Genomic DNA, 16566 nt, shown 5'->3' with positions numbered 1-16566 from the left:
AAAATAGATTGTTATGAAATGGTTATAAAATGATGTTTTGAATCAAAATATGCTAATTTAGTGAGACGCTTAAAAACATTATGGCTTGTATGAAAAAAACATTACTCGGCATGTTATTCATGTTAACTTCATCAGTGCTTATGGCAAATACACCAAGTCAGGCTGAGGATACTCAAGCATCAAATCAAAATAATATTCGTGTAACGACTCGCCCTGAAATTGTGGGCTTATGGGGAATGGAAATTCCAAATAATCGTAAATGCGTTGAATACTATAATTTTAAAAGTAATAGTGATGTTGTGATTAAAAGTGGGGAAGAATGGTCCACGGGAATTTATGATTACCAGCCATCTACCGATAAAAATGTACAACTGCCTGCTTTGATTTTACAGGTCAAATTTGACAATAACCAAGTGGATTGTTCTGGGTCTCAAGAAGATCAGACTGGTGAAATGTCTCAGTATTTTGTGAAATGGCAAAGTCCATCGACCATTAATTTTTGTGCCAATGATAAAGCACAACAATGTTTTGCAACACTACGTCGTGTGCTGCCTTAATTAATTCTTTTATAAATAAAAAACCGCGATTTATCGCGGTTTTTTATTTAAGAATCAAGACAATTATTTATCTTGATTTCCTTCAATTTGCTTTAACAAATGCTTTTCAAGGTAGTGAATATCCATTGCTTGTTCACAGAATTTTTCATCTTGAAGAATCAAATCTTTATGCAATGGAATATTGGTTTTAATACCGGTCAGAATCATTTCATCAAGCGCTTGACGCATGCGAGCAAGTGATGTTTTACGATCCTTACCGTGTGCGATCAGCTTCGCAATCATCGAGTCATAGTATGGCGGAATGCTATAGCCTTGATAGATATGTGAATCAAGACGAATACCTGCACCACCTGGCACATAAAAATTCTCAATTTTACCTGGTGATGGTAAGAAGGTCGTTGGATCTTCAGCATTGATACGGCATTCAATCGCATGACCTTTGACTTCAACTTGATCTTGTTCAATTTCAAGACCTAAGCCACCAGCAATGCGGAGCTGTTGTTCAATAATGTCAATACCTGTCACCATTTCAGTTACAGGGTGTTCAACTTGAACACGTGTATTCATCTCAATAAAGAAGAATTCACCATCTTCAAACAAAAACTCGAATGTACCTGCACCACGGTACTGCATTAATTTACAAGCATTTACGCAAGCTTCTAAAATGTCAGCACGTGCTTGTTCAGGTAAGTTTGGCGCAGGCGCTTCTTCTAACACTTTTTGATGGCGACGCTGTAAAGAGCAGTCGCGGTCATAGAGATGAATCGCATGGCCATTACCGTCAGCAAGAACTTGAACTTCAACGTGACGAGGTGTTTGTAGAAAACGTTCCATATACACCGTGTCATCGCCAAACCACATTTCAGCATCACGCTGTGCGGCTTGAACGGATTCAAGCAGGGTGTCGACACGTTCTACAATACGCATACCACGACCACCACCACCAGAGGCAGCTTTCACGATCAATGGGAAACCAATTTCTTTAGCTTCAGCCAGTGCATTTTGCGGTGTAACCGCATTTGCAGAACCCGGTACAGTTGGAACACCTGCTTTACGCATTGCAGTAATCGCAGAAACTTTGTTACCCATCAAACGGATGTGTTCAGGGCGTGGTCCAATAAAAATAAAACCTGAGTTTTCTACAATTTCAGCAAATTCAGCATTTTCTGATAAGAAGCCATAACCTGGGTGAATGGCATCTGCACCTGAAATTTCAGCCGCTGTAATAATGGCAGGAATGTTCAAGTAGCTTTCACTGCTCGCACCCGGTCCAATACATACTGCTTCGTCTACAAAACGTAGGTGCATTAAGTCTTTGTCGGCATCTGAATAGATTCCTACAGTCTTAATCCCTAAAGTTTTGCAGGCACGGGTGATGCGCAGGGCAATTTCACCACGGTTTGCAATTAAAACTTTTTGCAACATTATAAGTCCCCGTCTATTACGCGCGGTAGCGGAATAATGGTTGACCGAATTGGATCACTTCGCCGTTTTTCACTAAAATTTCTTCAACCACGCCGCTTTGCGTTGCTTCAATCGGGTTCATGATTTTCATTGCTTCGATAATACCAAGTGTTTCACCAGCAGTGATGGTTTGACCGACTTTAACAAATGGCGCTTCACCTGGGCTTGGAGCCGCGTAGAACACACCAACCATTGGAGAAGTTTCTACAGCACCACGTGGTGCTTTAGCCGCTGGAGCTTGAGCAACAGGAGCTGCCATAGCAACAGGAGCACCAGCTGCAACAACTGGACTACGACGAGTCAGTGCAATCGATTGATCGCCTTCTTTAACTTCAATCGCTTGTAAGTCAGATTCAATCATCAGGTCGATGAGTTTCTTGATTTTACGAATATCCATGTGACAGTATTCCTAATTATGATTGCGTAGAGGGTTGAATTTTAGTGAGAGCGTAATTGAGCGCAGCGCTATAACCTTGAGCACCTAAGCCACAAATAACGCCAACGGCTTTATCTGATAAATATGAATGATGTCTAAACGCTTCGCGCGCATGAACATTTGATAAATGAACTTCAATAAATGGGATGGCTACACCAAGCAGGGCATCACGTAGAGCAACAGAGGTATGCGTGAGTGCAGCAGGGTTAATAATAATAAATTGGACGCCATCCGCTTGGGCTTGATGAATACGGTCAACAATGGCACCTTCCCAATTACTTTGGAAAGTGTCGAGAGAAATTGAAGCATTTTCAGCTTGTGCAATGAGTTGCTGATTGATGTCGTTCAGCGTTAGAGAACCATATACTTCTGGTTCGCGCTTTCCTAGCAAATTTAGATTCGGTCCATGAATAACCAAAATGGTCGAACTCATTTAGCTTGCTCCATTTATAAATTGCAATATATCTTTGCAAGATGGCTGCAAAGTTTGCGTATTATGGCATAAAGTTCTACATTTTTTTTATAGTTTGTTTGAATTGACGTAGATGCTTAGTGCCAAACTTCGGCAATATAATGTAAATTTTGCAAGGAATTGGCAATGTTAAAAGATTACAAATTTTCGGATTATTACTCTTTTTTACATTGTAAGCCAAATTGACTAAAAGCAGCAGATTTGTTTTCGTTTTATGCCACAGGTACAACTCAAGTCTTGAAAAGAGGGCAACTCAGACTTCTTAGTCGGTAGCTCACGCTACATCAGATCTAGATCAATTCTTATATGACTAAACTGTATATCAAAATAAAACTAAAGTCTGATATGGTTTGTATATGTGCATTATCTGATCAATTTATTCCAGCTCTTTTGGCTGGCTGGACGACCATGATCAATACAGCTTCTCAGCTTTATTGGATCAATATTGAACTTGAAAAATATCACTTTCATCAATTAAAACATCAACTTGTTACGTTGAAATGTATATAGACATTTTTGTCTGTTGTTAAGGTCTATTTAGCTGATGCCATGATCTTTTAGAAAAAAACTGAAAAACTTGAAACAGTAAAAGGAAAATTCAGGTTTCTAACGGTGTTTTTCAGCATCCTCTTCACTGAAAAATTTTGCCGTTAAATAAGCAAAAAACTGTAGAAAAATTGCTGAGTAGTGGAATGTACTGAAAAAATATCCTCTTGTTGAGTATTGGCTTTTGCTGTGCGAGAAAATTTATAAAACAAAACGATTGGCTATTTTGCTCATTTTAACTGGGTAGATGTGGCTATACATGATGGGATCTAGTGAGTTTAGGATTGGCAATAAGTGAAATTCTGAAGATATGATTTTGAAATCATAATAATTTCAGTTTGTTTTATATACAATTTTTGAGTTTTGATGATTTTAAGAGGAAAAATAGAATGAACCAAAGCCAGCATATTTTTAATAATGAGTTTTAAGCATTCCTATCGCTTTCTTTAGATAGGTACGAAAAAAACAGCCCATGTAGGGCTGTTTTGAGTTCAGACCTAGATCATTAAGCAATAAAGTCTAAGATGGCCTGATTGAAGGCTTTGGGCTGTTCGATATTTGAAATATGAGAGGCATCGATTTCAAATAGGGCACTACTTCGGATGTGATTCACCATGTACTGTGCATCTGAGACTGTTGTTACGGGGTCTTTACGCCCTGCAATAACAAGTAAAGGCACGTAAATACTTTCGAGTTTTTCACGTAAATCCGCTTTAGCCAAAGCTTCACAACAACTCGCATAACCTTCTGGGCTGCCAGCACCTAAGTCGTTTGAAAGCGCTGCTACAGTTGCTGCGTTGCTTTGGATAAAGGGTTCGGTAAACCAACGGCTCGCAGCCGTTGATGCAATGGGTTCTAAACCTTGGGTGCGTACTAATGATGCGCGATCATTCCATGCCTGTTCATTGCCAATTTTGGCAGAGGTATTACATACAATGGCACGGTGAAAACGTTCAGGTTTATGAATGACTAACCACTGACCTGTAAGTCCGCCCATTGAGATACCGCAAAAAATGGCTTTCTCAATGTTTAAATGATCCAGTAAATGGATCAGGTCTAGACCAAGTTGTTCAATATCATAAGGCCCTTGAGGCGCAGAAGACCGGCCATGCCCGCGAGTGTCATAGCAAATCACAAAATAATTTTTCTGGAAAAAAGTAATTTGTGGTTTCCACATGTTGAAGTTCGTGCCTAGCGAGTTTGAAAAAACGATCGCGGGATTTTTTGGGTCACCAAAAGTTTGATAGTGAATTTCGGCATTATTTGAAGTAAAACTTGGCATATGCTTTTCCTTAATTCATTAAAAATTTTGAGTGTTTCCACTGTTGTTATCAGCAAAAAGTGTTATGAGCAAAAACACCACGTCAGATCAGAAGAAGGGTTAAACCCGCTGAATAATCATGGCAATGCCTTGACCAACACCAATACACATTGAACACAGGGCATAAGTGCCACCGGTTTGTTCCAATTGATTCAATGCAGTTGTCACCAAACGTGCCCCTGAAGCACCGAGTGGATGACCAATCGCAATCGCACCACCATTCGGATTCACTTGTGTGGTGTCATCCGCTAGACCTAGGTCACGTGTAACGGCCAGTGCTTGTGCCGCAAAAGCTTCATTCAGTTCAATCACATCCATCTCCTCGATTGTGAGATTGGCTTGTTTGAGTAACTTTTTGATGGCAGGTGCTGGTGCAAAGCCCATGATGCGCGGTTCTACACCCACTGCTGTTGAAGCAATGATTTTGGCACGCGGTTTAAGCTGGTACACTTGAATCGCTTGTTCTGAAGCAATCAGTACAGCAGCCGCACCGTCATTGATGCCTGATGCGTTTCCTGCAGTGACGGTGCCTTCTGCTGTCACGACTGGCTTCAGTTTTGCCAAAGCTTCCAAGGTGGTTGATGCACGTGGATGTTCATCCGTGTCGACCACAATCGGATCACCCTTACGCTGTGGAATATTCACAGGGATGATCTCATGCGTAAAAAAGCCTTGAGCTTGCGCGGTTGCGGTGCGCTGTTGACTCGCCAAGGCAAACTGGTCTTGATCGGCTCGATCAATATTAAATTGTTGTGCCACGTTCTCCGCGGTTTGCGGCATGGTCTCTACACCATACATCGCTTTGAGCTTAGGATTAATAAAACGCCAGCCCATAGTGGTGTCTTCAATCTTCTGGCTACGGCCATAAGCGGTTTCTGATTTACCCATGACAAAAGGTGCACGAGACATACTTTCGACGCCACCTGCGATGATTAAATCTGCTTCGCCGGCTTTAATTGCACGGGCTGCCATCGCAATGGCATCTAGGGATGAACCACATAAACGGTTTACGGTCGTGGCTGGGACTTCAACTGGTAAACCTGCCAACAATGCTGACATACGTCCGACATTACGGTTGTCTTCACCCGCTTGGTTGGCACAGCCGTAAATCACGTCATCGACTTGGCTCCAATCTACGCTTGGATTACGTTGTATTAAGGCTTGAATCGGCACTGCGCCCAAGTCATCGGCACGCACTGGAGCGAGTCCACCTGCATAACGGCCGAATGGGGTACGGATGGCATCGATGATATAAGCATTTTTCATTTTTAATCTTGTCCTTTAAAACGGGACTCTGCTGACAGATCAACTGTATCTAGTCACGACGGAGTCTTACCGTGTTCAGTCAAATAGAAGTAGCTCGTTCTCTTCACTTTTTTAAAAAAGTGACCAAAAACGTTGTCATCAACAAAACCTGTTCACTCACAGCAATTTTCCACTGCTGTTGCAAAAACAATACTTTTAAAGCGCTCGACAGGTTGTTGATGACTATAAGCTCTAGCAAATTTTTCTGAAATTTACAGTGTCGCATCCACTAAAGTTGCACCGGTCATTGCCTGCAATTCTGCAAAGCTTAAGCCGTGGACTTTCTCAATCACTTTTAAACCGTCTGCGGTGACATCAATCACACACAAGTCGGTGTAGATGCGATCAACACATTTCAAACCTGTTGCTGGGTAGCTCAGTTCAGCCACAATCTTTGGTTCACCTTGTTTGGTCACATGGTCGGTGGTGATAAACACTTTCTTGGCACCAACGGCTAAGTCCATCGCACCACCGACAGCGGGAATCGCATCAGGCGCACCTGTATGCCAATTGGCCAAGTCACCATTGGCTGCCACTTGGAAGGCACCTAATACTGCGATATCTAAGTGACCACCACGCATCATGGCAAAAGAATCCCCATGATGGAAAAAGGCACCACCTTGCAGCATGGTCACATATTCTTTACCTGCATTGATCAGTTCAGGGTCTTCTTGACCTTTTTCAGGTGGTGGACCAAAAGCCAATAAGCCATTTTCAGAATGTAAGAACACGTCTTTGTCACTTGGCAGGTAACTGGCAATCTTGGTCGGTAAACCGATGCCTAAATTGACATAAGCACCATCTGGAATATCTTGTGCGACACGTTCTGCAATTTGGTTACGGCTGAGTTTTTGATAGCTCATGATATTCTCCCGATTACACAGCAACAGGTTCAGGTTGAACCTGTACCACGTGTTGAACAAAAATACCTGCGGTGATGATGTGTTCAGGGTCTAATTCACCCAAGTCCACCACTTCAGACACTTGTGCAATGGTTACACCTGCGGCCATGGCCATAATCGGGCCGAAGTTACGTGCCGATTTGCGGTAGACCAAGTTACCCCAACGGTCGCCTTGTTGTGCTTTAATCAAAGCGAAGTCGGCTTTGATTGGATATTCCAACACATAATCTTTCCCGTCGATGTGACGGGTTTCTTTGCCTTCAGCCAATAAGGTACCGTAGCCAGTGGGGGTAAACACTGCACCAAGTCCCATACCTGCGGCTTGAATACGACAAGCCAAGTTGCCTTGAGGCACCAGTTCCAATTCGATTTTGCCTGCACGATAGAGTTCATCGAAGACCCAAGAGTCGGACTGACGCGGAAACGAACAGATGACTTTTTTCACAGCACCCGCTTTGAGTAGCTTGGCTAAACCATAGTCGCCATTACCAGCATTGTTGCTAACGATGGTGAGGTCTTTAATGCCGAGTTGAATTAAGCCATCGATCAGTTCAGCAGGTTGTCCTGCGGTACCAAAACCACCAATCATGATGGTGGAACCATCCTTTATTTGCGAAAGTGCTTCTGTTAAAGAAGCTGAACTTTTATCAATCATAATATTGTCCTAGGCACAGCGTACCTATTAACTTTTGGAACTTGGATTTGAGCTTGGAGTTGAAGCTAAAGCTGAAATATCAGGACTACGTTTACTTAAAATTAGATGCGCAGTTAAACCAATAACGATGCCCCAAAAAACGGAACTTAGACCTAAAAAGTGCATACCTGAAGCTGTAGCTAAAAAGGTAATGAGTGCGGAATCTCGTTGAGATTCATCTTTCATGGCTACAGCGATATTGGTTGAAATTGCACCTAATAAAGCCAAGCCAGCCAAAGCAGCAACAAGCTCTTTCGGTAGCAAGCTGAAGAGCAGAACGATACTGCCTGCAAACAAACCACCTAAAATATAGAAAATGCCGTTAGCAACGCCTGCGATATAACGCTTTTCTTTTAACTCATGCGCATCTTTGCCCATACACAGTGCAGCCGTAATTGACGCTAAAACAATGGTGATACCGCCGACACATGCAACAGCTAAAGACGCAATACTGGTGGTGGTGATAATCGGCTTGGCAGGCATGTCATAACCGCTCAGTTTCATGATGGCCATGCCCGGTAAAAACTGTCCTGTCAGGCTGACTAAAATCAAAGGCAGGGCAAGGTTTAAGGTTGAGTGCCAAGTCCATTCAGGGCTAATGAACTGAGGAATAGCAAGTTGGAAATCTAAACTCACCGCATTCATTTCACCAAGCCCAAAGCTCAAGGCCACACCTGAAAGCAGTACCCAAAGCATGCTATAACGCGGTGAAATTCGTTTTGCGACTAAAAAGACAAACAGCATGCTAAACACAATAATCGGCATGCTGTTAGTGGCACTAAATAGACCTAAACCAAACTGAAATAGAATACCTGCCATCATTCCAGCGGCTACTGACTGCGGAATCCATTTCAATAATTTATCGAAGTAACCACTGATCCCGATCAGAAAAATCACCACGGCTGAGGTAATATAAGCGGCTACAGCTTCATTCAGACTAATATTCGGGAACAGGGTGACCAATAAAGCCGTACCTGGCGCAGACCATGCGGTAATCACAGGGACTTTGAACTTAATGGAAAGAAAGATTCCTGCCACGGCTGCTCCAATAGAAATACCCCAAATCCATGAAATCATCATGGCCGGGGAAACCTGAGCTTGTTGCGCAGCCTGAAAGAAGATAATGAGTGGTCCTGAATAGGAAATCAGCACGGCCAAAAATCCTGCGACAGTGGCTGAAATAGACCAATCTTCTTTCAAAGTTTTAAACAGGGTAGCCATTCATTTGCCTCCATGCAGACATGATCCTGTATATAAAATAATGTAACAATCAATTAACCTTGATCGCCACCGCCGACAGGAACAACTGTACCTGTCATATATGACGAATCATCTGAAGCAAGGAATACAATCGCATTCACTTGTTCCTGAATCGTGCCATAACGGTTCATAAAACTACGATCAATAGTTTGATCGACCACTTGTTGCATCCACGACTTTTCATTTTCAGACAGTGGATTTGCATTACGTGGCACTTTACGCGGCGGCGCTTCGGTTCCACCTGTCGCAACTGCATTCACTCGGATCCCATCTTTGGCATGCTCAAAAGCAAGTGATGCAGTAAGGGCATTAACCCCACCTTTGGATGCCGAATAAGGCACACGGTTAATGCCACGAGTCGCTATAGAAGACACATTTACAATCGTACCTTTCTGATTTTTAATCATTTCAGGTAAAACAGCACGACAACACCACAGCGTTGGAAATAATGAACGATTTACTTCTTTGATGATTTCTTCTTCAGAAAACTCTTCAAAAGGTTTCATCCAAATTGCACCGCCGACGTTATTGATGAGCACATCGACACGGCCATAGACTTCAAGTGCTTTGTCTACAACACTTTGAGCACCTGCGAAGGTTTCAAGGTTGGTTTTGACTGTTATTGCATCGCCTTGATGTGCTTCAATTTCTGCTAATGTTTCATCGACATAGTCAGATAAGTCGGCTAAGACAACTTGCGCACCTTCATCCGCCACTTGGAGTGCAACACCGCGACCAATGCCTTGAGCGGCACCAGTCACAATCACGACTTTGTTTAAAAATCTTTGACGATCAGACATGATAAGTGGCCCCAATCAGTTTGCAGAGAATTTTTCAAACAGGAAGTTTGCAGGTTTTACACCTTCGCTATCTAACCAACCACGAACGGCATCAACCATAGGGACAGGACCACAAAGGTAGACATCAACATCACCGCCATTGAGCCATTCATTGTCAATGTGCCCAGTCACATAACCTTTACGCTCATGCGCAGAGTCTGGACTTGCAACCACAGTACGGTATTCAAACCATGGGAGTTTAGCTTGAAGTGCATCCAGTTGTTCTAAAGCAACTAAGTCGAAGTCATTGGTGACACCAAACACCAAACGAACAGGGTGTTCAGCGCCTTTTTCTTCTAAAATCTGTAGCATAGACATAAAAGGGGCAATACCTGTACCTCCCGCAAGCATGACAACAGGACGAACCACATTACGCAGGTAGAAGCTACCAAATGGACCTGTAAAGGTCATTTTGTCGCCAGTTTTGGCAGCACTACTTAAAAAGCTACTCATTTTGCCATTCGGCACATTACGTACCACAAAGCCAGTTAAACGGTTGCCCGGTTTCGAGCTAAATGAATAGGAACGAGTTTCTGCTGTCTCTGGAATTCCGACGTTGACATATTGACCAGCAAGGAAGTGAATGTCAGGTTGACCTTCATCAAGCTGAATATCAAAAGTAATGGTCGATTCTGATAAGTTTTCAACAGCGACTAAAGTGCCTTGATACTGATGAATTTCGGTTTTGCAGACTTCAGATGAAGCTTGAATTTGGAATACGGCATCCGAGCTTGGACGGCATTGGCAAGCCAAAATATAGCCTTGTTCCGCTTCTTCTGGTGTTAACGCATCTTCAATATACGTCTCTTCAGGCATGTCATAACTACCAGATTCGCAAAATGCACGGCAAGTCCCACATGCACCATCACGGCAGTCTAGCGGAATGTTAATTTTTTGGCGGTAAGCGGCATCTGATAAAGACTCACCTTGAGTCACGGTAATAAAACGCGTTACGCCATCTTCAAATTGAAGTGCAACATTGTGGTTTGACATGGCTGAATATCCTTTAAAAACGTTGAAACTTGGAACTTTCAGCCAAAACTCCATTTGGCTGAAAGCATACTAAGGATGTGTGGCTAAAACTTAGAGGTGATAAACATCAATCACTTGGTTGATGTAATCGTTTTTCAGTACCACGTATTTACTTAAAATTTGTGGTTTTTCACCTGAAAAGTCGATTTCATAACGCGACATACCAAAGTAGCTATAACTGGTTTTGTAGCGGAAGCTCAGCGTATTCCAGTTAAAACGGACGGTAACTTTGTCGCCATCACGCTCAATCACTTCGATATTGTTCACATTGTGACAAGTACGTGTGTCTGGCATGGTCGCAGAAGAGCGTTCAGTTTTAATCCGGAACACACGGTCTTCTAAACCTTGGCGGTCTGGGTAGTAAATCAGTGAAATTTCAGACTGCGGATCTGTAGTCAGGGTATCGTCGTCATCCCATGCAGGCATCCAAAATGATGCAGAAGGGGCATAACATGCAAGCCAATCATCCCATTGCTCATCATCTAAAAAACGCGCTTCTTGATATAGAAACTGACTGACTTGTTCGATACTAACGGTGTTGAGTGTTGTAGGAGCATTCATGCCACTTCTCCTTGTTCATTTGCAGTTTCAACAGCCAATGCCTTTTCATTGGCAATTGCAATTTTCATCATGTCTAACCAGTGTTGGTGCTGTGCAAGGTAGAGGCCTTCATCTTCAGTTTTCACACCTGAAAGTTTTGGTTTTAGATCAATTTCATTGGCAGCATCATCTGGGCCATGAATCCAATGTTTTGAACCGCGGCACATATCATTCCATTCCAGTTCAATGCCTGCGTAACCTGCTTGGCATGCACGGAATTCTTCTAAATCATCTGGTGTAGCCATACCTGAGGCATTGAAGAAGTCTTCATATTGGCGAATACGGCGTGTACGTGCTTCCGCGTTTTCGCCTACAGGGGCAATACAGTAAATCGTGACTTCAGTTTTATTGACTGAAATTGGGCGCAGTACACGAATTTGAGAACCGAATTGATCCATCAAATAGACATTTGGATAAAGACAAAGGTTGCGTGAGCGCTCAATCATCCACTTCGACATTGCTTCGCCAAATTTTTCAGAGTATTCGTTGGCTTTCGGGAAGTTTGGACGGTCTTCTGGGTTCGCCCATTGTGTCCAAAGTAGCATGTGACCATTGTCAAAACCGTATGAACCACCGCCTTGTTTACCCCAAGCGCCTGCGCTCATGGCACGGATGTTGTCACCCGCTTGTTTTTCTTTACGTTGTTGGGTGGTCGCTGCATAGTTCCAGTGCACCGCAGAAACGTGATAACCATCTGCACCATTTTCAGCAGTTAGTTTCCAGTTGCCTTCATAAGTGTAGGTAGATGCACCACGTAAAACTTCAAGACCTTGCTCAGACTGATCTACAATCATGTCAATGATTTTACTGGTTTCGCCTAAATACTCTTCTAAAGAGGGAACATCCGGATTTAAGCTACCGAACAAGAAACCTTTATAGTTGCCAAAACGTGCAACTTTTTTCAGATCATGTGAACCTTCATGGTTAAAACAGTCTGAATAACCTGCATCTGCTGGATCTTTAACTTTTAAAAGTTTGCCAGAGTTGTTAAATGTCCAACCGTGGAAAGGGCATGTATAGGTTGCTTTATTGCCACGTTTATTACGACAAAGCTGTGCACCACGGTGTGAACAGGCATTGATCATGGCATTGAGTTCACCATTACGGTTACGTGCAATCAGAATAGGCTGACGGCCAATATACGTCGTGTAATAGTCATTGTTATTTGGAATTTGGCTTTCATGTGCTAAGTAAACCCAGTTACCCTCGAAGATATACTTCATTTCTAGGTCAAAAAGGGCTTGATCAGTAAACACTGAACGATGAAGTTTGAATTCGCCTGTTTCAAAGTTGTCGACAAGTAATTCGTCGATACGATCGAGATGGCTAGTATTAATAACTGGGATACGTGGCATGTCCGTTCTCCGACTTTCCAAAAGTGAGGAAGTCCCCGAAATGCGACTTTGCAGTGGCTATTTCGGTTCCAAGGGTAATTAAGCGCTGGCGCGACGACGCTCAACTTCAGTTGATGGTGCAGCCGCTTGGTCTTTCACAAGTTCAACATTGAATTGAATGTGTTTGAATGGACCAGTTAAACCACGGCGCGCAATTTCGGCTTCATCGGTGATATCAACAGCGGTAGCCACTAAGCCTTCACGTGTTGCAAATGCAAAGTCATCCCACAGGTATTGGTCACCCTCAATGTTGAATTGGGTGGTTAACTTACGGTAGCCTGGCGCAGATACGAAGTAATGTACGTGCGAAGGGCGGTTACCGTGACGGCCTAACTTGTTCAATACAAATTGAGTTGTCCCTTCTGGTGGGCAACCATAACCAACAGGCATCGTGGTGAGAGCAACGTATTTACCATCTTGGTCACTCATGATTGAACGACGTAGATTGAAGTCTGATTGTGACTTATCGAAGAAAGAATAGTTGCCTAAGCTATTGGCATGCCAAACTTCAACTTTTGCACCTTCAATAATCTGACCATCAGTGTCAGTCACTGTCCCTTCAATAATTAAAGTCGGAATTTTGCCTTCTTCAGAACCATCATCCATACGTGCAAAACCAACCGATTCAGGTGCACCAGCTACGTATAAAGGACCCTCGATGGTACGTGGCGTTCCGCCTGTAATGCCTGCTTTGGCATCGGCTTCATCTGCACGTAAGTCGAGGTAATGCTCAAGACCAAGACCAGCCGCAAGTAAACCAAGTTCATTGGCTTGACCTGCATCCGTAAAGTATTCAAGACCTTTCCAAACTTCAGTTTGGCTCAAATCTAAGTCTTCAATCGCTTGGAATAAGTCACCCAATAGGCGAACCACAATTTGTTGAGTACGTGCGTCTACAGAACCGGTTGCTGTATCCACATTCATTGTTTTGACTAATGCATCAATCTGTTGACGATTCATACTATTGCTCCTTAAGTATGTTTGCTGTGTGGTGGCTAGCTTTATGAATAGGTTGAAAAGCTTAGCTGCCACGTTCCTTGTTAATTTCTTTCACTAGATCATTCATTAGGTTCCAGTGATTAAATTGCATAAAATCTTTTTTCAATTAACGATCATCTTCGCGAATAGACGATGGATGTCGGTTCAAAGGCATCACTTCAATGTTCATATACGGGTACAGGGGTAAACCTTGCAAAATGTTGTGTAGCTCTTCATTGCTGTCTACATCAAAAATGCTGATGTTTGAGTACTGACCTGTAATGCGCCAAATATGTCGCCATTTGCCTTGAGCTTGTAGCTCTTGCGAATATGCTTTTTCGACTGCTTTAATTTTACTGGCAGTTTCAGCAGCCATATCCAGTGGAATGTTTACATCCATACGTACGTGAAAAAGCATGTGTAACTCCTAAACGGTTAAGACGTCGCTTAAGCGCGGCGCAGCTGATCAATCTTGTTTTCATCCAACTCAATACCGAGTCCTTTGCCTTGAGGTAAGTGCAAAGCGAAGTCAGTGTATTGAAGTGGGGTTTTTAAAATATCTTGGGTTAAGAGCAGTGGGCCGAATAGCTCGGTGCCATAAGCTAAATTTTCAAAAGTCGAGAACAAATGTGCCGAAGCAATCGTGCCGACTGCACCTTCAAGCATGGTTCCGCCATACAAATCTATACCGGCTAAGTTGGCAATCTTCGCCACTTCATGACCTTCGATTAGTCCACCAGACTGAGCCACTTTCACTGCAAAAACAGAGGCCGCATTGGTTTTGGCTAAACGGTAGGCTGAGCTTGGTCCCATGAGCGATTCATCCGCCATGATGGCAAGATCAAAACGTCGTGTTAAACGCTGCATCGCATCAATGTTGTCGATCGCACACGGCTGCTCAATCAGGTCAACACCACCATTTTGTAGGAGTTGAATACCCTTAATCGCATCTAGCTCAGACCATGCACGGTTCACATCGACACGGATGGAAATGTCTGAACCCAGTGCTTGTTTAATCGCAAGAACATGTTCGACATCTTCTTCTACACGGCGTGAACCAATTTTAAGTTTGAAAATATTGTGGCGTTTTGCCTCAATCATTTTTCGGCCTTCAGCAATATCTTTTTCAGTGTCACCAGATGCCAATACCCAAAGTACAGGTAAGCTGTCACGTAAGCGGCCACCCAATACTTCAGAAAGGGGTAAATCTAAACGTTGCGCTTGGATGTCGAGTAGAGCCGTTTGAATTGCACATTTGGCAAAACGGTTACCATTAATATTTTTTTTCAAAGCACGCATGGTTTGTGCAATATTTTGAGCTTTAAGGGACTTCAATAAAGGTGCAAAATAAGTTTCAATATTGGTCTTAATACTTTCTGGGCTTTCTTCACCGTAGCCCAGTCCGCCAATTGTTGTCGCTTCACCCCAACCGACAAAGCCATCTTCAGTGCTGATTTTCACCAAGACAAGCGTTTGCGTTTGCATAGTCGCTACCGCCATTTTGTGTGGGCGAATAGTGGGGATTTCGACGAGTAAGGTTTCTATAGATTTATACATCTTAACTCTGCGCAGCCTTGCGTTGTGTACCTGATTTGATATACCTTAAAAGAATAAATATGAACTGTCGAAGATCAAATTAGCATTTTAATATATCTTAAAGGTATAAATAGTCATGGAATTGAGACACCTCCGCTACTATGTAGCTGTTGTAGAAGAGCAGAGTTTTACCAAAGCTGCTGAAAAATTATTCATTGCACAGCCTCCTTTAAGCCGCCAGATACAAAACCTGGAGGCTGAATTGGGGGTGCAATTATTTGAACGTGGCAGCCGTCCACTCAAAACCACGGAAGCAGGACAATTCTTCTATCAACACGCTGTTAAACTTTTGTCTAATGCCGAAGAAGTCAAAGCCATGACACAACGTGTAGGCTTGGTTGAAAAAACGGTGACTATGGGCTTTGTGGGTTCATTGTTATATGGTTTATTGCCTAAAATTGTGTATTTATTTCGGCAGCAACAACCGCATTTAAAAATCGAATTGATCGAAATGAGTACCAAGGATCAAATTCAGGCCTTAAAAGAAGGGCGGATTGATGTTGGTTTTGGACGCTTACGTATTTCAGATCCTGCTGTGCGTCGGGTTTTACTGCGTGAAGAACCGCTGATGTTGGCGGCACATTCTAGTCATCCTTTGACGGCGCAAAAACAAGGTGTGTATCTGTCGGACTTGGTCGATCAAAACTTATTTCTTTATCCAAGTCATCCCAAGCCAAACTTTTCTACCCAAGTCCAAGGGCTGTTTTCAGAATATGGACTGGAACCCAAACATTTAAAAGAAGTCCGTGAAATACAGTTGGCACTAGGGTTAGTTGCAGCCGGAGAAGGAATTTGTGTGGTTCCAGAAAGTGCACGAACCATTCAACTGCCGCATTTGAACTATATTCCAATCTTAGATGATGCAGCGACTAGCCCCATTTTTCTCGCCATTCGTTCCATGGATGAAAGCGAGGACATTCGTTCGTTATTTGATTGTATTTATCAGGTCTATGACCTTGAAGCGATCAAATATGACCGCGCATTTATCTAAACTTGGGAATTTAAATTTCACAATACTTTTAAAGTCTACATTTTAAAACGAACCCTTTCAGCCATCCTTAGGGGATGGCTTTTTTTATAGTCATTTTCACTTGGTTTTGCTTATTTTCTGTCTCCCACTTAAAACATTAGTTATATAACCTATTTATTTAAAACAATAAAAACCTTAAC

At 42.8% G+C, this 16566-nt stretch carries 17 protein-coding genes; 2 read left to right on the top strand and 15 right to left on the bottom strand.

Translation table 11 applies throughout. The features are described 5' to 3' along the window. The first annotated feature begins 89 nt into the window (after positions 1 to 89). Positions 90 to 557: a hypothetical protein gene (locus AC5EUN_RS08115; protein WP_010326667.1), complete on the top strand. Its 468-nt coding sequence runs from the start codon at positions 90 to 92 to the stop codon at positions 555 to 557. A gap of 63 nt (positions 558 to 620) precedes the next feature. On the opposite strand, the gene accC is transcribed toward AC5EUN_RS08115, so the two are convergent. The 15 genes from accC to AC5EUN_RS08040 form a co-directional block, all read right to left on the bottom strand. Continuing rightward, entirely contained in the window at positions 621 to 1982 is a 1362-nt protein-coding gene (accC, locus tag AC5EUN_RS08110) for an acetyl-CoA carboxylase biotin carboxylase subunit (protein ID WP_005399493.1), read from the bottom strand. Between the two features lie 16 nt (positions 1983 to 1998). Continuing rightward, on the bottom strand, positions 1999 to 2418 hold the full coding sequence (gene accB / locus AC5EUN_RS08105) for an acetyl-CoA carboxylase biotin carboxyl carrier protein (RefSeq protein WP_010326668.1): 420 nt from the start codon (positions 2416 to 2418) through the stop codon (positions 1999 to 2001). Between the two features lie 16 nt (positions 2419 to 2434). Further along, positions 2435 to 2890: a type II 3-dehydroquinate dehydratase gene (gene aroQ, locus AC5EUN_RS08100; protein ID WP_010326669.1), complete on the bottom strand. Its 456-nt coding sequence runs from the start codon at positions 2888 to 2890 to the stop codon at positions 2435 to 2437. Positions 2891 to 3980: 1090 nt separating this feature from the next. Next, positions 3981 to 4757 (bottom strand): 3-oxoadipate enol-lactonase, encoded by a 777-nt coding sequence (pcaD, locus tag AC5EUN_RS08095; RefSeq protein ID WP_010326671.1) that lies wholly within the window; start codon positions 4755 to 4757, stop codon positions 3981 to 3983. A gap of 99 nt (positions 4758 to 4856) precedes the next feature. Beyond that, entirely contained in the window at positions 4857 to 6062 is a 1206-nt protein-coding gene (gene pcaF, locus AC5EUN_RS08090; RefSeq protein ID WP_010326672.1) for a 3-oxoadipyl-CoA thiolase, read from the bottom strand. A gap of 251 nt (positions 6063 to 6313) precedes the next feature. Then, a complete protein-coding gene (locus tag AC5EUN_RS08085; RefSeq protein ID WP_010326673.1) occupies positions 6314 to 6964 on the bottom strand; it encodes a 3-oxoacid CoA-transferase subunit B in 651 nt (216 codons plus the stop codon). A 13-nt stretch (positions 6965 to 6977) separates the two neighbouring features. Next, positions 6978 to 7658: a 3-oxoacid CoA-transferase subunit A gene (locus AC5EUN_RS08080; protein ID WP_010326674.1), complete on the bottom strand. Its 681-nt coding sequence runs from the start codon at positions 7656 to 7658 to the stop codon at positions 6978 to 6980. A 27-nt stretch (positions 7659 to 7685) separates the two neighbouring features. Next, complete coding sequence (gene benE / locus AC5EUN_RS08075) at positions 7686 to 8918, bottom strand: benzoate/H(+) symporter BenE (RefSeq protein WP_010326675.1); 1233 nt, start codon at positions 8916 to 8918, stop codon at positions 7686 to 7688. Between the two features lie 53 nt (positions 8919 to 8971). Further along, positions 8972 to 9757 carry a benzoate diol dehydrogenase BenD gene (gene benD / locus AC5EUN_RS08070; RefSeq protein WP_010326676.1) on the bottom strand — a complete coding sequence of 262 codons (786 nt, stop codon included), beginning with the start codon at positions 9755 to 9757 and terminating at the stop codon, positions 8972 to 8974. 15 nt (positions 9758 to 9772) lie between these two features. After that, positions 9773 to 10789 (bottom strand): benzoate 1,2-dioxygenase electron transfer component BenC, encoded by a 1017-nt coding sequence (gene benC / locus AC5EUN_RS08065; protein ID WP_010326677.1) that lies wholly within the window; start codon positions 10787 to 10789, stop codon positions 9773 to 9775. Positions 10790 to 10879: 90 nt separating this feature from the next. Continuing rightward, a complete protein-coding gene (gene benB, locus AC5EUN_RS08060) occupies positions 10880 to 11389 on the bottom strand; it encodes a benzoate 1,2-dioxygenase small subunit (protein WP_010326678.1) in 510 nt (169 codons plus the stop codon). Continuing rightward, positions 11386 to 12783: a benzoate 1,2-dioxygenase large subunit gene (benA, locus tag AC5EUN_RS08055; RefSeq protein ID WP_010326679.1), complete on the bottom strand. Its 1398-nt coding sequence runs from the start codon at positions 12781 to 12783 to the stop codon at positions 11386 to 11388. The genes benB and benA overlap by 4 nt, the downstream gene beginning before the upstream one ends. A 78-nt stretch (positions 12784 to 12861) precedes the next feature. Beyond that, positions 12862 to 13782, bottom strand: a complete 921-nt coding sequence (catA, locus tag AC5EUN_RS08050) for a catechol 1,2-dioxygenase (protein WP_004979728.1) — start codon at positions 13780 to 13782, stop codon at positions 12862 to 12864. Positions 13783 to 13927: 145 nt separating this feature from the next. Next, positions 13928 to 14218 carry a muconolactone Delta-isomerase gene (catC, locus tag AC5EUN_RS08045; RefSeq protein ID WP_010326680.1) on the bottom strand — a complete coding sequence of 97 codons (291 nt, stop codon included), beginning with the start codon at positions 14216 to 14218 and terminating at the stop codon, positions 13928 to 13930. Between the two features lie 29 nt (positions 14219 to 14247). Further along, positions 14248 to 15357: a muconate/chloromuconate family cycloisomerase gene (locus AC5EUN_RS08040; protein ID WP_010326681.1), complete on the bottom strand. Its 1110-nt coding sequence runs from the start codon at positions 15355 to 15357 to the stop codon at positions 14248 to 14250. A gap of 115 nt (positions 15358 to 15472) precedes the next feature. On the opposite strand from AC5EUN_RS08040, the gene AC5EUN_RS08035 reads away from it, so the two are divergent. Further along, positions 15473 to 16387, top strand: coding sequence for a LysR family transcriptional regulator (locus tag AC5EUN_RS08035; protein WP_005399482.1), 915 nt, complete (start codon positions 15473 to 15475; stop codon positions 16385 to 16387). The last annotated feature ends 179 nt before the right edge of the window (positions 16388 to 16566 follow it).

This window comes from Acinetobacter sp. CAU_H_S170_2, from assembly GCF_058890445.1.
This window is presented reverse-complemented; position numbering and strand designations above follow the sequence as displayed.